Below are 21787 nucleotides of genomic sequence, written 5' to 3' on the forward strand. Positions count from 1 at the left end.
CTTAAAACTGCAGACTAAGATCGACGCCATAACTGCGCGGCTCACCAAAGGCGCCTACCCGAGTTGACCAGGGAAAGGCGCCGATAATGTCCAGCTGGTATTCCTCATCTCCCAGATTCTTGCCCCACAGGGATACGGCCATGGTGCCGCCAAAGGCCTCGAGATCTCGCAGCCCGAGTCTGGCATTCAATAAGCCATAGTCTGCAATTTCGGCGTCGGTGATGACACCGGAATCCGCTGCCGGCCACTGGCTGTCGCGCCAGGAATAATTGATATTGGCCAACAGGCTGACAGTGCCCCAGAGATAGGGTGTATAAGTTAGGTCAATTGTATAACTGGAATCCGGCGCGCTCGGCAGTGAATAACCTTCCGCGTCATTTGCGCCAGTGTTAGGGTTAATAACCTCCTCAACTTCGGTGTCGAGCACTGCGTAATTCAGGTTTAGCATCAGATCGTGCAACAACATGGCGGTGATATCGGCTTCCAAGCCCTTGATCGATGCTTTACCCGCGTTGAACACCACCACATCTGCGGGATTACCTTGAGTCGCAAAGCTCAACTGGATGTCTTCATAGTCGCTCTGAAAAAGCGCTGCGTTAAACCGAACCCGACGATCAAACCACTCTGACTTGATACCCAATTCCGTGTTGGCCACGGTCTCTTCACCAATGGGCGTCGTTAGACTCTGACGACTGACGCCTCGTCCGGTATAACCTCCCGTGCGATAACCCTCTACATATTTGACGTAGAGGTTGAGGTGATCGCGCGCATCCCAGGCCACGGTAAAGGCCGGGCTGGTATTGGAATACTCGGATTCAGTTTCAACGCTCTCAAAATCTTCGCCGCCAAATACCACGCCCCAGAAACCATTCTGGCGATCACCATTTACATAGCGCGTGTCCTCGGTTTTACGCAACCCAAGTGTGAAATGCCAGCGATTATCGAGCCAGACAGGACTGTAGGTCAGCTGACCGAAAATAGCCGAGGCTTCATTTTCCGCTCGGGTCGTTCGCGTCTGTAACTCTTCTTCCACCGGCTCGGCAAATGCTGATATTGGTAGCGGCAAGGGTCCGCTGAAGGTTTCGGCTGCCAAGGCTATAAAATCCGTGGTGAACTCCCTGCCCGCCTCTTCAAAGTAATACAGCCCCGCGACAAAAGAGAGCTGTTGATCCCACGCTGTACCGGTGATCTGAAACTCCTGACTGAACTGGCGATGCGAGGTTTCGAAAGGATCGTTGGCAAACAGGCGGTCTGTGTTCGGGTTGGCGCCGTAATCCTGATAAATCCATTCGTCCATTTCCCGATAGCCGGTCAACGACTTTAACTGCAGTGTCTCGCTAAAATCCCAGTTCACAATCAAACTTTGACCTTTGACCCGAAGACCACTGTCGTCAATCGGTTTGCGTGGTTTGACCGCATCAATGAAATCTTCAGACCACGTTACATCTTCAAAGCCCGCATTGGGACGACCGATGGTCTGGTAGTAAAAGGTTCCGATATCGTTGTCGGTATAATCGTAGGCGTAATCGACGGTCACCGTATCTGACAGATCGTATCGCAACGCCAGTCGAGCGCCCTGCTTGCGCTCATCACCAAAATCCGGTCCTTCACCGAGATTTTCCACCCAGCCGTCGCGCTCGCTGTAGACATAACCCAATTTCGCACTCAAGCCAGCGATTTCCGGCAAATCAATATCGGTCTTTACTTCGCGACGCTCGTAGTTGCCGTAGGTAAAACTCTGCTTCCAGCCAAAATCGCCACTGGGCGCACGCGGAATAATATTGATCGCTCCGCCCGTCGCATTGCGCCCATAAAGCGTCCCTTGCGGCCCGCGCAGAACTTCAATACGTGCCGGATCAACGATCTTGTTGGCGAGCCCGGACGAGCGCGATACATACACCCCATCGATATACACACCCACCGCAGGATCCTGCGTGATTTGTACATCGTTATTTCCGATTCCGCGAATAAACACCCGCAGCGAGGACTGGGAATTGGGAAACTGCCGCATGGCCATATTCGGCACACTGAACTGAATATCCGCCAGATTACTGATACCCAGCTTTTCGATGTCTTCACTGTTAAAGGCCGACAGGGAAATGGGCGTATCTTGCAGCGAGGCTTCCTTTTTCTCGGCCGTGACCAGCACTTCCTCCAAAGCCGGTGCACTGCCCTGAGCCTGACTCTCCCCATGACACAAGGCGGCCCAACCAAAAATGGCAAACACTCCCAGCGTACTACGTTTCATTGTTATTACCTCGACTTCAATAAACCCATCGCACATCGACCCCGTAGCTGCGCGGCGGTGCCAGTGAACCGGTATTGGTGCCAATGGAATCTCCCACACCACCGGAATTACTTAGATAACGCTCGTCAAAGGCGTTATTAACATACAGAGTTACGGCGGTACTGCCCTCAGGGTTTTCCCACCCCAGGCGCATATCGACCACGGTGAATGGCTCGTCACCACTGGCAAGCGGGTCACGTCGATAGGCGTCATAGGCCGTATTATCGATACCAAAATAACGCTCACTCCGATAGCGCACATCCAGCCGCGGCGTAATTCGACCTACGCCAGTCTCGGCGGTGTACTGGATGCCGATCGATGCGTTGTCCTGGGGTGATACCTGAAACGGTTCGTCAGAGCGATCGTTCAACACGACGCCCTGACCGATGGCCTGAGTAAACAGGTCGGCATCCTTGTAATCTTCATAGGAATAGTTGTTATTACTGTAGGCAAAATTGATGTTCAGCGAAGGCACGGGTATCCACTGCACCTCAATTTCTCCACCGACAATACTAGAGGCCCCGGCGTTTTGGAAAATGACCGCATTGTTGCCTGCCGAGTCCTGTTTTACCTGAATTAGCTGCATCTCATCAAAATCCATGGAGTACGCAGCAAGGTTGACGCGCAATGACCGGTTGAGCGCTTCCAGCTTCAAGCCTAGTTCGCGATTTTCAACGGTTTCCGGTTCGACGCGTTCCAGCCCATCAATACCACGCGGTTCGAAGAATCCGGATTTAAATCCAAAACTCCAGGTGAGGTAAAACAATCCCGAGTCCAGCCCTGCGCTGTCCAGCAAACCATCGCTAAAACTGTAGGAAAGGGAGCCCATCGGCGTGGTTTTGGAAAAGGTTTCAGAGCGCTCGTAATAGCGAGGGTTGGCAAGATCAAAGGGATAATCGGGCAAGCCGTCGCCATTGGTATCAGGAAACAACGAATTGGCGATAGTGACAGGATCACCCAAGCCTGGAATACCGGCCCACGTTCCATTAAAGGGATTGAAACCACCCGCGCCGGGCCCAAAAAACCCACTTGTGGCCAAGCGCTGGGAAACCGCGTCGACATCCGACTGGTAGACCGTCAGATCGGAAGAACGCTTTTCCGAGGTATAACGGACACCGGCCGTGACCTCCCACAAGTCGGTAAGGTGCCAGGAGGCCTGCCCAAACGCCGCAAAGGTGATATTTTCCAGCCCGAATTGGGAATAGGAAATGGGAGTTAGTGTTCCGACCATCGGCGTCGTCCCCGCCGGATTCGTCGTTGGACCAGGTGCCTGTGAGGTGGCCAGTTTGCTAAGATTTTCAAGATCCAGCCCCGCAAGCGCGGTAAACAGAGAAAAGGGTTCTTCATTTGTTTCCCGCATTCCAAACAGGCCCAGCGTGTAAGAAAGGTTCTCAGACTGGGTAGAACCGTTGAACTGCAGCTCCAGGCTTAGTGAATCGCGCTGACTCTTCTGGTCAGGATCGAGAAACGAGACACCGTAGGACTCACTATACTTTGCCGGACCGCCGTCGTTATCGCCCAGCCACTGAGGTCCTTTTTCCGCACCACGTAAGCCCATCACTGCCTTGATCGTGTGGTACTCGCTTAACTCCCACTGCAGAGTGCCCGCCACCACTGCCGACTCCAGATCGCGCTTCATATAGGGATTAGGACCGATCCGCGTATTGAAATCACCCTGCACCTCTCGGGAGTTTGATTCACAGTTTTCTTTAAACGCTCGCGGGTTTTGTGGGTCCGTATCCCCCGCCCACATAATATAAAGCCCCCGCATAAACAGAGAGTTTTCGTTAATCACATTACAGTGATCCGTCGCAATCTGCTCGTTCACGCGGCCATAATAGGCAAAGGCATCTAGACTCATGGTGGAGCTGATATCCCAGCGCAACTGGGTGATCAGCGATTGACGATCGTTGTCACCGCCGCGCGTTGTTCCCACCAGCTCATCTTCAATATAGCCGTCATCCTTGATCGTATTGGCCGCGATCTTCATAAACAAGTGGTCGGTAATCGGAAAGTTGATACTGGCTTTAGCGCGGCGCAAACCTCGATTTCCCATGCCAACGTCCAGATATCCTTCAACGGTGTCAGAGGGCTTTAGCAGAGACATAACCATGGCGCCGCCGGTCGTATTCTTACCAAACAGGGTTCCTTGCGGCCCGCGCAACACCTGAATACTCGACACGTCTACGGTATCCAGAAGTTGGCCGTCAGCACGCGGTAAAAACAGATCATCGAGATAGACACCGACCGCTGGGTCGACCCGGGCAAAACCTGTGCGCTCTCCAACCCCACGAATAAAAATAGCGCTCGAGCGATTCTTCATAACCTCCAGACTGGGGACCACCTTGGCGAGATCCTGCACATTACCCAGACCTCGCTCGCGCAAATCATCACCAGACAAAGCACTGACCGCAATCGGTGTTTCCTGAATATTTTCAGCCCGCCGCCTAGCGGTAACAATAACCTCTTCCAGGGCCGTACCTTGGCGTTCTGCTGCGATTGCTGGCAACGACGCGGGAAGTCCAAGGAGAGTTACTACGAGTAACCAGCGAGCACCTGCTTTTATCATTATCCTAGCCCCTGTTTGCGGATTTTCTGTTCTCAGTTTGCAGCCGCCTGCCGACCTGCCAAACGCCCGAAAAAGGTAACATCGGCAACCGACATGCCACTGGCATAACCGGCAGACGTTCTGGGAATACCGGCAACAGTGCGACCAGCTCCGTACAAACCTGAAATCTCACTGCCATCCGGGCGCAGCACTTCGCCGGTGGGTCGAACCTCCAGCCCACCCAGGGTAAATACCGGTGGCCGTATCTGGTCGAGCGCGTAGCTGACAAGAGCAAAAGGAGCGCAGTCGAGTGGCATTAACCAGTCTTTGGCCTTATGAAAAAGAGGGTCTTCGCCTTTTGCAGCATGGCGGTTATAAAACTCGACTGTATGCTGCAGCGCCCCCTCCGGAAAACCCGCTTCCGACTCGACTTCCGCGACACTCTCGCCGACGGCCACAATATCCACCTCTAGATAGGCAGGGCGCTCAAAGTGGCGATTGTCGATAAACATATAAACCCGGCCACCCGTCTGCTGTACCGCATAGTGGCCCAGCCGGGCGAGGTACACATCCTCATTCACAAAGCGCTGGCCCTGTTCATTCACGAAGATGCCGTAGGTCAGCTGCGGCGGCGGATAATGAGCAATGCCGACAAAGGCCTCGCCCATATTAATCACGTTGCCACCGGCAGCCTGACCCAGACGAATGCCATCGCCCCGATCACCGGGGTTGCCGTGCCGGGTCGCAATTGAATCGAGATCTGGCAGGTACTTCCGGGTCATGGTCTCGTTCATGATAAAACCGCCGGTACAAAGCACGACGCCCCGTGTGGCTGCAATCGACACATCGCGGTTGTCGATGCGGGCAATGGCCCCAACCACGCGCCCCTGGTCATCCTGCACCAGAGCAGTCAAACGGGCATCGCAGCGGATATCAGCACCAGACTCTCGAACACGCTCCATCAGGTGTCCCATAAACACCAGTCCGCCGCTGTGATCGGCATCGGCCGGCAAATGTCCGCGCGGCGCTGCCGCAGCGGTCTCCGTAAAAGGCCAGGCCCGCTCATTACCGGTGTACTGCAGCGAATCGCCGGTCATAGCCACCACATCCCGGCCGCTGAAGAAGCCTCGTTTATAGGGCACGCCAAGGCTTTCTGCCCAGTCGAAATGCTCGACAGCACCTTCGCAGAATAGTTTGAGACGCTCTTCGTCGCAGTTATCACCGAAGCAGGCTTTTAAATAGCGGTAAAAGTTGTCGACCGAATCCTCAATACCCAAATCATGCTGCAAGGCCGTGCCACCGCCGAGGTACATCTCGCAGGCAGACATCTGGGTAGACCCGCCACCGCCACTGGAAGATTCCAGCACCATCACCTCGGCACCGGCCCGGCGAGCCTCCAATGCCGCGCTGGCACCGGCGCCACCAAAACCCGCAACCAGCACATCCGTTGCCAGGTCAAATTCGGGGATATCCCGCAGGGGGACAATATCGCTCACAATCGCCTCACTTTTATCGTTATATCCGCAATCACGCAGAAGAGGGTCTATCTATACCACTAAAACATTTCCAGTGAAATGTTTCAAGGCAAGCCAAATGAGTGAGACTGAAGAAGAGTATGCAAAGGAAAGGGGGGCAGCCCCATCGCCAGCGCGACGGGGCCACAGAGATATCAGGCGGCCGCCTGCTTCTCGGGATCGAAGGTGATAGGCATCGCCTTGATCGTGTTGATAAAGAATGAACGCATGTAGGTGATATCACCGGCAAACTTCGGGTTACGCAGGCGCGGAATCATTTCCTCGAAAATAATGCGCAGTTCGAGTCGAGCCAGATTCATACCCAGGCAGAAGTGCTCACCAATACCAAAGGCACGGTGCTCACGATTGATCGCTTGATGACGCTTGTGGCGGTGAATATCAAACTTCATCGCATCGTCACCAAACACATCCTCGTCGTGATTAACCGCATGGTAGTGCAACACGATCTTATCGCCCTTTTTGAAGTTATAGCCGTTCCATTCAATGTCTTGAGTTGCGGTACGGCGCATGGCGATGAACGCTGTGTTGTAGCGCAGCATTTCCTCGACCGCCATCGGGATGTCTTCGGGATGATCTACCAGATGCTGCAACTGATCCGGGTTTTCCATCAACAGACGCATACCGTGCGCCGTGGCGGTACGCGTACTCTCGTTACCACCGACCATAATCAGGATAAACATCCAGGCGAACATTTCTTCGGTCACTTTAACGCCATCAACCTCACCTTCCAGCAAAGCCTGAACCACTTGACTGGTCGGGTTCTCTCGCTGCTTTTTGGCAAGCTCCATGGCATACATGATCACTTCCATGGACACCGCGTTACCCTCATCCGGGCCCGTTGCAACATCCGGGTCATCAGCAAAGGCCATGACATTGGTCCACTCAAAGAACTGTTTGCGGTCTTCCTGAGGCACACCCAACACCTCCAGAATAGCGATCAAGGGCAATTCCGCAGCAACGTCCTCTACAAACTCACACTCGCCTTTAGCCGCAACGCGATCAATGATGTTTTTCGCCTGTTCGCGGAGCCAGGGCTCCATTGCCGCCACGGCGCGAGGCGTAAACGCGTCACGCACGACCTTGCGGTATTTCATGTGCTTGGGCGGGTCCATGGAGATAATGAAGTTTTCGTTCATAATCTCCTGGATTTCCTTTTGCTCAGGGGGCATTTCCATCGGAAAGGGGCCTTCAGCCGCCGAGGAGAACAGATCCGGGTTCTGAGAAACAAAGTCCAGCGCATCACGCTTAACCGCCGCCCAATAGGGTACTCCGTTGTCAGGGTCATCAAACTTTACAAAGGAACCCTGCTGGCGCAGCTTGCCCAGCTCCGCATAGGGCATGCCATTGACGTAGGCATCCAGGTCCAGCAAGTGGGTAAACGGACATTGACTCATAATTACTTCCCTTCCAGTGTGATAAACGAGGCCTTTTCGCGCTTGAAACGCTATGACCCCTTATTTAATGATTTGGTAACTCACGCTAGCATACTGCCCATAACATTTTGGTTAAAATGTTTTTATGTCAAACAGATGCATTACTGTCTTGTAATCAGAAAGCTTTTGACCCAACGGCCCAGCTTTCCTAGATTGCGCCCAATTACGGCATTTCAGGAAGTTTAGACCATGCAGTGGAAACATATCGACCTCAAAGCCTTTGGCGGCCCCGAGAATATGGAGGTCGTGACTGAGCAGGCGCTTCCTGAGCCTGCGCCCGGTGAGATCCGGGTGAAAGTGCTAGCCGCGGGCACCGGTTTCACCGATACGATTATCCGTCAGGGTCAGTATGTCGATGTCAAAGACAAGCCGCCGTTTACCCTGGGCTATGACTGGTTTGGAGTTGTGGATGCTCTTGGCGAAGGCGTCACCCGCTTCAAGGTGGGCGATTTTGTGGCCGATATGCCCGCAATTGGCGGCTACACCCAGTATCTTTGCGTCAGCGAAGACCGGGCCATTCCCTGTCCCGAGGGGCTGAACCCGGCGTCTGCGGTGTGCATGATTCTGTCCTACACTACCGCCTACCAAATGCTGACCCGCGAATGCACCCTCAAACCCGGCGACAGTATTCTGGTTCACGCCGCGGGCGGCGCCGTGGGCACCGCCCTGTTGGAACTGGCGCGAGAAATGGGGCTTACGGTCTACGGTACCGCCTCCAAGGGCAAACACAGCCTGCTCGAACACTTTGGTGCCACACCCATCGACTATCACAATGAAGACTTCGTCGAGCGCATCACCAGAGAAACGGGCGGCAAGGGAGTCAACGCCGTATTCGACACCATTGGCGGAAAATACTGGTCGCGCTCCTACCGCTGTCTTGGCAAGGGCGGCAAACTGGTGGGCTTTGGCGCCCTGCAATTGACGACGGGTGAAGAAAAAGTCCCCTCGCTTTTGTTCGGCTTCTTCAAACTGCTGGTTTTATGGAGATTGCTCCCGAACGGTAAAGACAGCGGTTTTTACAACATCCTCACGCGTCGCGAGAAGAAGCCGGAAGAATTCAAGGAAGATGTGGCTACGCTCATGCAGTGGCTGAAAGCCGGTCGCCTGAACCCCGCCATCGCAGCCATCCGCCCCCTGACCGACGCAGCAGCAGTGCACCGACAAATCGACAAGGGAGAGATTGCAGGCAAGGTTGTACTGGACTGCCAACTCACAGAATAGGACTCAGCGATGAAATTCTGGCAATGCTTGGCCATGCTCGACATGGACGAACTACCGACACTGGCCAAGCATGCCGAAGATCTCGGCTTCGAAGGCATCACCCTCGGCGAACACCTGATCACATTTGCCGAGCAATACGAGCACTACGACTACAGTAAAAACAGCCAGATTCGCTGGTATCCGGAGACCCACTGGCCCGAGCCCTGGGTACAGATTGGCGCACTGTCACAGGTCACCACCACCCTCAAGTTCCTCAATACGCTTTATGTACTGCCCCTGCGCGATCCCTGTCATGCAGCTAAACTGATCTCCACTGCGGCCAACTTGTGCAATGGTCGACTGATACTGGGCGCCGGTATAGGCTGGCAGAAATCGGAATTTGAGCTGGTTAACCAGAACTTTCACAATCGGGGCAAACGCTGCGACGAAATGCTTGAAGTGATGAAAAAACTCTGGACCGGTGACTCGGTGACTTATGACGGCGATTATTATCAGTTCCCAGCCCTGCAGATGTCACCGGCGCTCAAGCACGAACTACCCATCTGCATTGGCGGATTCAGCGAGGCGGCGCTGAAGCGAGCCGCTCGCAACGATGGCTGGGTCGGCGCTCAACATGAGATGGATGATATTGAAAAGCTGATTCCAGCCCTTCGCCATTTTCGCGAGCAGGCAGGCCTGCCCTGGGATTCCTTCGATATCGCCCTCGGGCTCTACGACAACAGCGAAGCCAATCTCGAACGCTGCCGGGAGCTTGGCGTGACTATGCTTTACCGCGAAGCCTTCTGCGACGAAAACGGCATGGCGAGCACCATGACACTGGATGAAAAATTACGTGATATGGAGCATTTCGCCAAAGCCCACATCCAACGCTGAACATGAATCGCCAACAATAAACCGCCCGCAAGAGGCCAGCAAAATGTCCGAAACCAAAACCACTTTCTGCCGTATCTGTGAAAACCAGTGCGGCCTTGTTGTGACGGTCGATAACAATCAGATTACTCACGTTGAACCGGATACCGAGCATGTTGCGTCAAAGGGTTTTGCCTGTATCAAAGGGCTTAGCATTGAAAAAATGCGCACCACGCCGGATCGGCTCACCACACCGCTCAAGAAAACTGCAACCGGCTTTGAGCCCATTAGCTGGAAGCAGGCACTGAGCGAAATCGGCGAAAAAATACGACAGTTGCGCGGCGACCACGGCGACGAGTCGGTCGGTGCCTACTTTGGCAACCCCATCAGTTTCAGCCCCCTGATGCCGATCTTCTGGACGGCTTTCACGCAGGGCCTGAATACTCACAAAACCTACAATACCGGCAGCCTCGACTGTAACAACAAGTTTCTGGTGAGCCAGCATCTTTACGGTTCACCCATGGCGCTGACATTCCCGGATGTCGACAAGCTCAACTGCCTGATTATGATCGGCGCCAACCCCGCAATCTCAAAAATGAGTTTTATCAACTTGCCCGATCCGGTCCGTCGCCTGCAAGCGGTAGAACAGCGTGGCGGCAAGGTCTTTAATATCAACCCGCGCCGCACAGAAACCGCCAAAGCCGTTGGCGAGCAGGTCTTTATCCGACCGGATACGGACGTTTTTATGCTACTGGGATTTCTGCACGAAGTCCTTGCACGCGAGGCCGTTGACCGACAGCGAATCGACGCGCATATGACGGGCTTTGATCAACTCCAATCTCTGTGCGCCGAATGGGCGCCCGAGCGTCAAGCCGAAGTCACCGGCATCAGTGCAAGCGCGCTCCGCGAACTCGTCGACGCCTACCTGAAGGCCGACGGCGCTGCGCTCTATGCGTCCACTGGCATTAATCAGGGAAGCAACGGCACGCTGGCCTTCTGGTTACTGGAAGTGATCAACGCGGTAACCGGCAATCTTGACCGCAGCGGCGGCTCGTTGATGGGGCTGGGTATTTTTGACTACGGCAAGGCCACCAAAGATGCGGACAAAGACGCGTTTCATTCACGGATCGGCAATACCCGTAATTTTCTGGGCGCCCTGCCCGCCGCCTTGATGGCCGATGAAATTCTGGCTCCGGGCGAGGATCAAGTTCGCGCCATGTTTGTACTGTCAGGCAACCCACTGCTGACGGCTACCAACAGTGACAAGCTGGCAAAAGCCCTGGAACAGTTAGAACTCTTGGTCAGTATCGACATTGTGCGCAACGAAACCGCAGAGTATGCCGACTACATTCTTCCCGGCACCCACTTTACCGAGCGACCGGATATCCCCTTTTCTTTTGTCAGCCTGTCGGGCCTGTCGCCCCAGCCCTGGTATCAATATACCGATCGGCTGGTCACACCACCCGGAGAATGTCGCGACGAACTCTGGATCATGCAACAACTGGCCAAAGTTTGTGACGCGCCTTTCTTTGGATCAAACGCCTTGCAAACACTCATCAATACCGGTGAAGCCTTAGGCAAACTGCCCCTTATCGGCCAACGATTGACACCCATGCCCGAGCGCCTGCTCGGACTGATCAGTCGCATGGGTAAACAGGGCGGGCTGAGGACACTGCGCAAACATCCCCACGGTAAGTCCCTGCCTATTATCGAAGGGAACTCCTATCTCGGCAGGCGGGTACTCACAGACGATGGCAAGGTACATCTCGCACCACCCACCTTTATCGAGCTTGCCGAACGTCGGCTGGAACGCAGCTTTGAAAAGGCGAAACAGGAGCAGAAGCAATTTCGCCTGATTACCAAACGCGAGCGCTTCAGCCACAACAGCTGGACACATAACGACACAGCCTTCGTCAAAGGCAAGCGTCAGACGAATTATCTGTATCTGCATCCGGACGATGCCGAGCGATTGGGTTGCCACGATGGCAGCATGGTCGAAGTGAAAACCGCGGTCGGCTCCGTCACTCTACCGGCCGCCCTGAGTGACGACATGATGCCCGGCAGTGTTGCCCTGCCCCACGGCTGGGGACACCAGCAAGCCAGTGGACTGAGCGTAGCCAGCAAAACCCGCGGCGTAAACGCCAACATACTGGCCTCGGACCGCCACGATGAAATAGAACCCCTATCCGGAATGGCTCAATTCACGGGTTTCGCCGTCGAGTTGAAGGTATTAGCGGAAGGCTCTGCCGTTGCGGTGAACTAGCGACTGGGACAAAGCAACTCGTCATCAGACGCAGGTAAAGGCTTCAGCTTGATGGCGCGATACCACACCAGATCGCCGTGGTCCTGCAGCAGGATATGGCCACGCCGCGCCATGCCATAGTTTTCCCGCTTGGTGAACTTACTCTGCGCAACGGCCTTACGCCAGCGTTCGCTACAGCGATCAATCTCAACGACCTTCACGTCATTCAGCCAGTGAGTTAGGCGCGAGCCCTCTACCCGAATGCGCGCCGTATTCCATTCTCCGACCGGCAGCGCGGCATCCTCACTACTGGAGACCAGATCATACAAATCTCCGGCGCGATGCGTGCGAATGGCGCCGTCTGAATGGCGCTTATTATCCAGCACCTGCATTTCCACACCCAAGCGCCAGGGCAGGTCTTCGTTGTCGTCGGGAATCAGATAGAAAATTCCGCTATTGCCGCCTTCCGAGATTTTCCAATCGATACTGAGCTCAAAATTTTCAAAGGTCTGCTCGGTCATCAGATCGAGCAGGGGGTGTTCCACGAAGGGGTTGATAAAGTTCAGCGCATAGCGGAATTCAGAAACCGCGCGAACCATTTTTAGGCTGCCGTTTTCGATTTCCCAGCCTTCGACCGGCGCACCGGGCTCAGCGCTATAATTGCGCCAACCCGCGAAGGAATGGCCGTCGAAGAGAAGTTGCCAGCCTTGCGCAACTTCTTCATCAGAAAGGGTATTGGCGGCAAACGCCGGCAGCGAGCAGAGCCATAGCGTGAGCGCTGCCAGCCACCGCAGTTTCATCCCCGCAATTCCATCTTGGCCACCTGATTGCGGTGAACCTCGTCGGGACCGTCCGCCAGTCGCAGGGTGCGCGCCATGGCGTAGGCGTAAGCTAGACCGAAGTCATCGCTCACACCACCACCGCCGTGGGCCTGAATCGCCCAGTCGATCACCTGACAGGCCATCTGTGGCGCAGCAATTTTGATCATGCCGATCTCTTTTGCGGCAACCTTGTTGCCAACCGTGTCCATTTTCCAGGCCGCATTCAGTACTAGAAAACGAGTTTGATCGATCATAATTCGAGCTTCGGCAATGCGCTCTGCCCACACGGTTTGCAGTGCAACCGGCTTACCGAAAGCGACGCGGTTTTTCAGGCGATCACACATTTTTTCCAGTGCGCGCTCAGCCAGACCAATCAAACGCATGCAGTGGTGAATCCGGCCCGGACCAAGGCGACCTTGCGCAATTTCAAAACCACGGCCCTCGCCCAGCAGCATATTGCTGGCGGGAACGCGCACGTTTTCAAACAGAATTTCCGCGTGACCGTGAGGCGCATCGTCGTAGCCAAACACCGGCAGGTGGCGCAGCACAGTGACTCCGGGAGTATCCCGCGGCACCAGAATCATGGATTGCTGGCGATGACGGTTTTCATTTTCCGGGTCGGTTTTGCCCATGAAAATAAAGATCTTGCAGCGCGGATCGTTACCACCGGAGGACCACCACTTGCGACCGTTGATCACATACTCATCACCATCGCGTACGATGGAGCTTTCGATGTTAGTGGCATCTGATGACGCTACCGCCGGTTCCGTCATCGCGAAGCAGGAGCGAATTTCACCTTCCAGCAAGGGCTCCAGCCACTGCTTTTTCTGCTCTTCGGTGCCGTAGCGCGCCAGCACTTCCATATTGCCAGTATCCGGCGCATTGCAGTTAAACACTTCCGGCGCCCATAACACGCGGCCCATCAGTTCACACAGCGGTGCGTATTCCAGGTTTGTCAGCCCGGCGCCGTGTTCGGATTCCGGCAGGAAGAGGTTCCACAAGCCCAGCTCTTTGGCCTTTACCTTGAGCTCTTCAACAACAGCCGTGTGTTCCCAGCGATCGCCGGTGTTCACTTCATCGATAAAACGCTGCTCATTCGGGTAGATATGCTCATCCATAAAGGCGCTGACGCGCGCGATGAGTTCCTGAGTTTTTTCCGAGTATTCAAAATTCATACGATTCTCCCTGCGTGCGATCTCAGCCGCGCGCCTTGATTTTTTCAACCTGTTGCCACGCCATTTCTGCCAGCGGCATTACCGCTGAACCCATTTGTTCGGCCTGTTTGCTGGCGGCGGTACCGGCTTTCACCCGGCCCATAATGCCCTGCAGAATGCCCGCCAGACGGAACATGTTGTAAGCCATATAAAAATCCCAATGGCTCGGATCGATATCCTTGCCGGTGCGCGAGCAGTAGGCCTGAATATGCTCCTCTTCCGTGGGAATACCGATGGCTTTCAGATCAACGCCGGCGAGACCGCGAAACGCGCCCTTGGGGATATGCCAGGTCATGCAGTGGTAAGCAAAGTCTGCCAGCGGATGGCCGAGGGTCGACAACTCCCAGTCCAGCACCGCGACAATGCGCGGTTCGGTTGGGTGCAACATCACGTTATCCAGGCGAAAGTCGCCGTGCACGATGGCGGAGTCATCACCGGGCGGAATGTTTTCCGGAAGCCATTCAATCAATCGCTCCATCGCCGGAATGGTTTCGGTTTCCGAGGCTTTATACTGCTTGGTCCAACGGCTTATCTGGCGGGCAAAATAGTTGCCCGACTTGCCGTAATCTTCCAAACCAATTGCTGTGTAATCGACATTATGCAGCGCCGCAATAACGCGATTCATTTCCTCGAAAATCGCCGTGCGTTCGCCCGGACTGAGATCGGGCAATTCCGGATCCCAAAGCACCCGCCCTTCCACGCAATCCATAATGTAGAAGGCGGTACCGATAACGGACTCGTCTTCACACAAGCAGTAGGTTTTGGCAACGGGCACATCGGTTTCTGCCAGCGCGGTAATCACCGTGTATTCACGATCTACCGCATGGGCCGAGGCGAGCAGTTCACCCGGCGGCTTGCGACGCAGCACGTAGTGCTTACCGCCCGCCGACAGCTTGTAGGTCGGGTTGGACTGCCCGCCCTTGAACTGGCTCACCTCCAGTTCACCACTGAAGCCTTCCACATGCTCGCGCATATAGGCCTCAAGGCTGGCAACATTGAACTGATGCTTTTCCTGAACCGCCATCGTGCCGGAAAAGGTTCCGGCCAATTTATCAGCCATGCCTTACACCTCCCCCGGCGTAATCACCACCTTGCCCGAGACCTTGCGATCCATCAGCGCGCGGATGGCTTTGGGCCCGTCTTCAAGAGAGTAGGTGCCGGCTATATGCGGTTTGAGCTTGCCCGCCTGCAGCCATTCGAACAACGCAAACAGATCCTTGATATTGTTGTCTGGCTCGCGTTTAACGTAGTCGCCCCAGAACACACCGCAGATCGAGCTGCCTTTAAGCAGCGTTAGGTTCAGCGGGATTTTCGGGATTTCACCGTTAGCGAAACCAATCACCAGAAAGCGACCACGCCAGCCGGTAGAGCGCAGCGCGATTTCACTGAAGGGGCCGCCGACCGGGTCGTAGACCACATCCACGCCCTTGCCGCCAGTCAGCTCTTTCAGGCGAGCCTTCATGTCTTCGCTTTCGTAATTTAGTAGCTCGTCCGCGCCATGCTCTTTGCAGACCGCAAGTTTTTCAGCGGTAGACGCAGCCGCAATTACGCGAGCACCGAGCGCCTTGCCGATTTCAATGGCTGCCAGCCCCACGCCGCCAGAGGCACCCAGCACCAGCAGGGTCTCCCCTTCTTCTAATTCGCCGCGATCCACCAGCGCGTGGTAGGAGGTGGCGTAGGTCATCACAAAGGCAGACGCTGTGACAAAATCCATTTCCGGAGGCATCGGGATAACTGCTGCGGCATCCGCCAATACCTGCTCCGCAAAGGCGCCCCAACCGGTAAAGGCGATGACACGGTCACCCGGTTTTACATGTTTTACGCCTTCACCAACACTCTTCACCACACCGGAACACTCGCCGCCGGCAGAGAACGGCAGCTCGGGTTTGAACTGATAGAGATTTTGAATAATCAGTGTATCGGGAAAGTTCACCGCCGCCGCTTTCACGTCCAGTACGACCTGACCCTTGCCGGGTTCCAGATCAGCGACCTCTTCTACCACCAGAGTTTCGGGTAGGCCATGTTGTTTACACAATAATGCTTTCATACGTTCTCCTTGTACTTTTCATATCTACCGTCATTGCGAGGCGGAACGACGAAGCAATCTGGTGCTAATACTACGGAGTTTGCTTCGCTTCGCTCGCAATGACGGGGAGGTTGTAGGAATTAACCCATCGGGCTGGTCGGTTTGCGATCTTCGAGAATATCCGTCATCCGCAGCTGAACAGTTTTACGCGCGCCGTTGTGCGGTAGAATGTAAAAACGCTCGCTTTTCACCCCCTCCAGCGTAATGCGCGCGACATCTTCCGCACTCAGTTTTCCTGCCTCGATTGCCGCCCTTACAAACTCTGCATAGGCCGCGCCAGCAGGGTTACTGTCACTTAACTCCGCCGGGCGATTGCGCTCGGATTCTGCGATACCGGTTTTGAAAAAGGCCGGGCACAGAACGGATACACCAATATCCGCTTTGGCGATCTGCAGGTCGTGATACAAACACTCAGACAGGGTCACCACACTGTGCTTTGACACGCAGTACACACCAGAGCCCGGGACTGAAGTCAGCCCCGCCAGTGAAGCCGTGCTGACCACGTGGGCCGGCTCACCCTGCTCCAGCATGCGCGGTACAAAGGCCTGAATGCCGTGAACCACACCCATCACATTCACGCCCATCACCCATTCCCACTCGGCGGCGGTGCTGCTCCATACCGGACCGGACGCGGCAACACCGGCGTTGTTAAACAGCAGGTGGGCCTTGCCGAAGCTGCTGTAGGTCAGCTCTGCCAGCGCATCCAGCTCATCGCGCTTGGTAACATCGGTGCGACGCAGAACGGATTCTGCGGCACCCAGCAGAGTACGGGTTTCTTCCAGACCTTTCTCATCCACATCCGCCAGCACAAGTTTCATGCCTTCGGCGGCGCAAAGTTTGGCCAGCTCACGGCCTAGGCCGCTGCCGGCCCCGGTGATAATCGCTACGCGATCTTTCAAGATTTCCATTTTTGCGCCTCGCTTATGCTGTCAGATAGCCGCCATCAACATTCAATGCGGCACCGGTGGTGTAACTGGACGCTGATGAGGCCAGATACAAAACGGCACCCGCCATTTCGCTCGGGTCGGCGACGCGCTTCATGGGTACGTGCTGCATGGCGTGTTCACGGATTTCGTCGTTGTTAACCAGCGCAGAAGCGAACTTGGTGTCGGTCATGCCGGGCAGCAGCGCATTCACGCGAATTCCCATCGGCGCACACTCTTTGGCAAAGGCCTTGGTCATTGAGATCACCGCCGCCTTGGTGACTGAGTAAATACCCTGCATATCGCCCGGAATTACGCCATTCACAGAAGCCACATTTACGATACTGCCGCCGCCGTTGGCGGCCATCAGCTTCGCGCCTTCCTGACACATCACGAAGTAGCCGCGAATATTCACATCGACGGTTTTCTGGAACATGGATATCGGGGTTTCCGTGATATGACCAAAGTGAGGGTTGGTCGCGGCGTTGTTGACCAGAATATCCAGCTTGCCGTGCTGGGATTTGATGTGGTTGAACATGTTTTCGATCTGTTCCAGCTCGCCAATATGGCAAGCCACAGCTTCGGCCTTGCCGCCGGCATCACGGATGGAGGACGCCACCGCCTCGCAGCCATCAATCTTGCGGCTGGACACAATCACCGACGCACCGTGCTCGGCCAACAGCCGGGCGATTGCCTCACCAATACCACGGCTGGCACCTGTTACCAGCGCTACCTTGCCACCCAGATCAAAAGACGTAGATCGTTCCATGCGAACTCCCTTAAACGGTTATTTTGGACTTGCCAGCAGCTTAGACAGCCCCTTACTATTATTCCAATCAATTAGAGTTATCACTTTGTATTAATCTCATGCATAGATACTAATGCACATAAATAGAGTAGACCTGAATTTGCTGGTTGTCTTCGACGCCATCTACAGCGAGGGCGGAATCACTCGCGCGGCCGACAAACTCCACCTGACCCAACCCGCCGTCAGCCATGCGCTGGGGCGCCTGCGCGATCTGTTTGATGACCCTTTATTTGAGCGCGACGGGCGACTGATGATGCCCACGCCCAAGGCCCGCAGTCTGATTGGCACCGTGCGTCGCTCCCTGCGCGACCTGCAGATCATGTTCAACGATATCGAACGCTTCGATCCGGCCACGAGCGAGCGCGGCTTTACGGTGGGAATGCGGGATCTGCTGGAGGTGAGTGTGCTGCCTGTACTGGCTCAGCGTATGGCCAAAGCAGCACCAACGCTGAAACTTGCCTCGGTGCGACTCGATCGCCCCAATCTGGAAGCGGAACTGGCCACCGGCGTATTGGATGTAGCAATAGATGTATTGCGGCCGGTCTCTGACGACATTGCCTACCAGCGCACTGCTCAGGACCGCATGGTGGTGCTGGCCAGACCTCATCACCGCGTTGTGAGTCAGGGCCTGACGCTGGAAGACTATCTGGAACAGGACCATATCCAGCTCAGCTCACGCCGCTCAGGGCAAAGCTTTGAAGATCTGGAATTGAGCCGCCTCGGTATTCAGCGCCGGATTCGCCTGCGCTGCCAGAACGCCTTTGCCGCCCTGCGCATCGTCAACGAAACCGATACCCTGCTGACACTGGCAGAGAGCTATGCCCGGGAACTTGCCCCCCAATTTGGGTTGAAGGTGTTACCGCTCCCCTTTAAAACCACGCCCTTCGACGCCTACCTCTACTGGCACAAGAATGTGGATAACGACCCTTCGAATCGCTGGTTGCGGGAGCAGATTCAGAGCATGATCCGCTAGGCAAAAATCTCCGCCAGATACTCCAACAGCAATCGATTTACCTCATCGGATTTTTCCAGCTGCACCAGATGCCCTGCCCCCGGAATCATATCTACCCGCTTGAGGTTTGGGAACTGGGCTCGCATCAAGCTGATCGGATCGTCGCCGTGAAAGCCTTCCAGATCCACGTCGAACTCGCTACCCAGAAAATAGGCCGGTACCTGCGACTGCTTACCCTCCAGAACCTTGCGCTCCTGCCATTTGATATCCATTGAGCGATACCAGTTGAGCCCCCCGGTAAAGCCGGAGCGAGCATATTCACTGTGGAAAAACTCAAACTCCAGCTCGCTGAGCCAGGCCCAAGGCAAGGGCGGCGCGTCGTCCATCGATTCGATATAGGTGGCCGAGGGCGGGTACTTCCAGGTCGCAAAATAATCCCCCTCTCCACTCAAGGCCCAGAACACCTTTTGCAAAAACTCGCGAGGCGCTGCCGCCAGATCACGATCGGCGGGGCCGGGCTCACGAAAATAGTTGATGTGCAGAAAATGATCCTTGCCCATCTCCGCATACTCCGTCAGCGGCGGAATATCCGGATTATGCGGGGCCGCTGGGTTTTCCAGCCCGATAACCGCCGTCACTCGCTCCGGGTGCAAATGGGCCAGGTCATAAATGGCAAAAGCACCAAAATCGAGGCCACAGAACACCGCTTGGTCTATACCGAGATAGTCGAGCAAGGCCAGCAGGTCACCGGTAATGGCCGCGACGGAATAGGCCTCTTTGTCTGCCGGCGCTTCGGTCTGGCCCATCCCGCGCATGTCCGGGGCAATCACCCGGTAGCCGGCCTGACTCAAGGCGCTGATTTGCCTGTGCCAGCTAAACCAGAGATGGGGAAAGCCGTGGCAGAGCACCACTGGCGGGCCTTCGCCGGCTTCGACCCAGTGCGTGTGGATACCGTTAAGTGTGGCGTGGTGGTGAGTCAGAGGCATGAAAATCTCCTTATTTCTCGCAGAGTAGTAGCTGCCGCGGCAGGAATCCATGAAGGCTGGTTCATGTGATCACCTTGAATCAGGGCAAAAAAACGAGACAAAGCTGCCGTTGACGTTAACGTAAACTTGGCGCTAGAATCCTGACATCATCAAAACGGGGCCGTGTTGTGAGCGCGACAAGCACCAAAAGCCGCACCTACTCGATTTCGCAACTCGCGGAAGAGTTTGCCATTACCACCCGCACCATCCGTTTTTATGAAGAAAAAGGCCTGCTGCAACCCAAACGCAACGGCCAAACCCGCATTTACAGCGCCGCCGACCGGGTCAAGCTGATTCTGATTCTTCGCGGCAAACGCCTTGGCCTGTCGCTGGAGGAAAGCAAGGACATCATCGAGATGTACCACCCCGATCAGGACAACAGCCATCAGCTGCAAACCCTGATCGACAAGATTCGTGAAAAACGCGAACAACTCAAAACACAACTAGATGACTTGCGCACCATGATGCGCGAGCTGGATGAAGCGGAGGCGCGCTGCGCCGATGCACTGACAGTAATGAAAAACGTCACCACATCCTCATGATCTTCAGGAAGGGCAAACCATGAACACACCGTATCCCACACTTAATTTCGGCCTCGGCGAAGAGATCGACATGCTGCGCGACATGACCTACAACCTCGCGCAGACCGAACTCGCGCCTCGCGCCGAAGCCATCGATCGCGACAACCAGTTCCCCATGGACATGTGGAAAAAATTCGGCGATCTCGGTCTGCTCGGCATTACCGTCAGCGAGGAATACGGCGGCAGCAATATGGGCTACCTCGCTCACTGTGTGGCGATGGAAGAAATCAGCCGCGCCTCGGCCTCGGTGGGTTTGTCCTACGGCGCACATTCCAACCTGTGCGTGAACCAGATTTTCAAAAACGGCAACGACTAACAGCGTCGTAAATATCTGCCCAAGCTCTGTAGCGGCGAACATATCGGCGCACTGGCCATGTCCGAGCCCAATGCCGGTTCTGATGTAGTAAGCATGAAACTGCGCGCCGAGAAAAAAGGCGACTGCTACGTACTTAACGGCAACAAGATGTGGATCACCAACGGTCCAGATGCCCACGTCTATGTGATTTACGCCAAAACCGATATCGACGCCGGTCCACGCGGCATGACGGCGTTCATTGTTGAACGGGACTTCCCCGGTTTTTCTCGCGCCCAGAAGCTCGACAAACTGGGTATGCGCGGCTCAAACACCTGCGAACTGGTGTTTGAAGATTGTGAAGTGCCGGCGGAAAACATTCTCGGTGGCGAAGGCCGTGGCGTAAACGTGCTGATGAGCGGTCTCGACTACGAGCGAACGGTTCTCTCTGGTGGCCCGGTCGGCATCATGCAGGCCTGCCTCGACATCGTCGTGCCTTATATTCACGACCGCAAACAGTTCGGCCAGAGCATCGGTGAATTCCAGCTGATGCAGGGTAAAGTGGCCGACATGTACACCGAACTGAACGCCAGCCGCGCCTATTTGTACGCGGTAGCTCGCGCCTGTGATCGTGGCGAAGAAAGCCGTAAAGACGCGGCTGCGGTGATTCTGTACACCGCAGAGCGCGCGACCCAGATGGCCCTGCAAGCCATCCAGACGCTGGGTGGTAATGGTTATATCAACGAATACCCCACCGGCCGACTGCTGCGCGACGCCAAGCTCTACGAGATTGGCGCCGGCACGTCAGAAATTCGCCGCATGCTGATTGGTCGGGAATTGTTTAAGGAAACTGCTTAAAGGCGCCCTCACCCCAACCCTCTCCCAAAGGGAGAGGGTACCCACATAGCCAGTTTGGGCGCCCCCTCTCCCGCTGGGAGAGGGTTGGGGTGAGGGAGGTTTGAATGCCTTC

16 protein-coding genes and 1 pseudogene are annotated in these 21787 nt (G+C 55.4%); 6 read left to right on the forward strand and 11 right to left on the reverse strand.

Annotated features, from left to right (window positions below):
* Position 1 precedes the first annotated feature (1 nt).
* The 4 genes from FHR99_RS06100 to FHR99_RS06115 form a co-directional block, all read right to left on the reverse strand.
* Positions 2–2248 carry a TonB-dependent receptor gene (locus FHR99_RS06100; RefSeq protein ID WP_183409626.1) on the reverse strand — a complete coding sequence of 749 codons (2247 nt, stop codon included), beginning with the start codon at positions 2246–2248 and terminating at the stop codon, positions 2–4.
* A 16-nt stretch (positions 2249–2264) separates the two neighbouring features.
* Complete coding sequence (locus tag FHR99_RS06105) at positions 2265–4856, reverse strand: TonB-dependent receptor (protein WP_183409627.1); 2592 nt, start codon at positions 4854–4856, stop codon at positions 2265–2267.
* A 32-nt stretch (positions 4857–4888) separates the two neighbouring features.
* The gene (locus tag FHR99_RS06110; RefSeq protein WP_343067419.1) at positions 4889–6331 is read right to left on the reverse strand and encodes an FAD-dependent oxidoreductase; all 1443 of its coding nucleotides are present in this window, start codon (positions 6329–6331) and stop codon (positions 4889–4891) included.
* 173 nt (positions 6332–6504) lie between these two features.
* Complete coding sequence (locus FHR99_RS06115; RefSeq protein ID WP_183409628.1) at positions 6505–7764, reverse strand: cytochrome P450; 1260 nt, start codon at positions 7762–7764, stop codon at positions 6505–6507.
* A gap of 228 nt (positions 7765–7992) precedes the next feature.
* Here FHR99_RS06115 and FHR99_RS06120 point away from each other — a divergent pair, with 228 nt between their 5' ends.
* Genes FHR99_RS06120 through FHR99_RS06130 form a run of 3 tightly spaced genes read left to right on the forward strand, consistent with a single transcriptional unit; the run spans position 7993 to position 12136 of the window.
* The gene (locus FHR99_RS06120; protein WP_183409629.1) at positions 7993–9024 is read left to right on the forward strand and encodes a medium chain dehydrogenase/reductase family protein; all 1032 of its coding nucleotides are present in this window, start codon (positions 7993–7995) and stop codon (positions 9022–9024) included.
* A gap of 9 nt (positions 9025–9033) precedes the next feature.
* Positions 9034–9897 carry a TIGR03619 family F420-dependent LLM class oxidoreductase gene (locus tag FHR99_RS06125; protein WP_183409630.1) on the forward strand — a complete coding sequence of 288 codons (864 nt, stop codon included), beginning with the start codon at positions 9034–9036 and terminating at the stop codon, positions 9895–9897.
* Positions 9898–9940: 43 nt separating this feature from the next.
* Positions 9941–12136 (forward strand): molybdopterin-containing oxidoreductase family protein, encoded by a 2196-nt coding sequence (locus tag FHR99_RS06130; protein WP_183409631.1) that lies wholly within the window; start codon positions 9941–9943, stop codon positions 12134–12136.
* On the opposite strand, the gene FHR99_RS06135 is transcribed toward FHR99_RS06130, so the two are convergent.
* The 6 genes from FHR99_RS06135 to FHR99_RS06160 all read right to left on the reverse strand — a co-directional run bounded on the left by FHR99_RS06135 (position 12133) and on the right by FHR99_RS06160 (position 17928).
* Complete coding sequence (locus tag FHR99_RS06135) at positions 12133–12915, reverse strand: 3-keto-disaccharide hydrolase (RefSeq protein ID WP_183409632.1); 783 nt, start codon at positions 12913–12915, stop codon at positions 12133–12135. The two genes, FHR99_RS06130 and FHR99_RS06135, sit on opposite strands and share 4 nt — an antisense overlap.
* Positions 12912–14111 (reverse strand): acyl-CoA dehydrogenase, encoded by a 1200-nt coding sequence (locus FHR99_RS06140; protein WP_183409633.1) that lies wholly within the window; start codon positions 14109–14111, stop codon positions 12912–12914. The genes FHR99_RS06135 and FHR99_RS06140 overlap by 4 nt, the downstream gene beginning before the upstream one ends.
* A 22-nt stretch (positions 14112–14133) precedes the next feature.
* Positions 14134–15210 (reverse strand): phosphotransferase, encoded by a 1077-nt coding sequence (locus tag FHR99_RS06145; protein WP_183409634.1) that lies wholly within the window; start codon positions 15208–15210, stop codon positions 14134–14136.
* A 3-nt stretch (positions 15211–15213) separates the two neighbouring features.
* The gene (locus FHR99_RS06150) at positions 15214–16197 is read right to left on the reverse strand and encodes an NADPH:quinone oxidoreductase family protein (protein ID WP_183409635.1); all 984 of its coding nucleotides are present in this window, start codon (positions 16195–16197) and stop codon (positions 15214–15216) included.
* Positions 16198–16316: 119 nt separating this feature from the next.
* On the reverse strand, positions 16317–17144 hold the full coding sequence (locus tag FHR99_RS06155; RefSeq protein ID WP_183409636.1) for an SDR family NAD(P)-dependent oxidoreductase: 828 nt from the start codon (positions 17142–17144) through the stop codon (positions 16317–16319).
* Between the two features lie 13 nt (positions 17145–17157).
* Positions 17158–17928: an SDR family oxidoreductase gene (locus tag FHR99_RS06160; protein ID WP_183409637.1), complete on the reverse strand. Its 771-nt coding sequence runs from the start codon at positions 17926–17928 to the stop codon at positions 17158–17160.
* Positions 17929–18040: 112 nt separating this feature from the next.
* Here FHR99_RS06160 and FHR99_RS06165 point away from each other — a divergent pair, with 112 nt between their 5' ends.
* Positions 18041–18940: a LysR family transcriptional regulator gene (locus FHR99_RS06165; protein WP_183409638.1), complete on the forward strand. Its 900-nt coding sequence runs from the start codon at positions 18041–18043 to the stop codon at positions 18938–18940.
* On the opposite strand, the gene FHR99_RS06170 is transcribed toward FHR99_RS06165, so the two are convergent.
* Complete coding sequence (locus FHR99_RS06170; protein ID WP_183409639.1) at positions 18937–19905, reverse strand: alpha/beta fold hydrolase; 969 nt, start codon at positions 19903–19905, stop codon at positions 18937–18939. The genes FHR99_RS06165 and FHR99_RS06170 overlap by 4 nt on opposite strands.
* 167 nt (positions 19906–20072) lie before the next feature.
* Here FHR99_RS06170 and FHR99_RS06175 point away from each other — a divergent pair, with 167 nt between their 5' ends.
* Positions 20073–20486, forward strand: a complete 414-nt coding sequence (locus tag FHR99_RS06175) for a MerR family transcriptional regulator (RefSeq protein ID WP_183409640.1) — start codon at positions 20073–20075, stop codon at positions 20484–20486.
* 19 nt (positions 20487–20505) lie between these two features.
* Positions 20506–21675: pseudogene (locus tag FHR99_RS06180) on the forward strand (isovaleryl-CoA dehydrogenase).
* Positions 21676–21787 lie beyond the last annotated feature (112 nt).

It is taken from the genome of Litorivivens lipolytica, assembly GCF_014191715.1.
GTDB lineage: Bacteria > Pseudomonadota > Gammaproteobacteria > Pseudomonadales > Spongiibacteraceae > Litorivivens > Litorivivens lipolytica.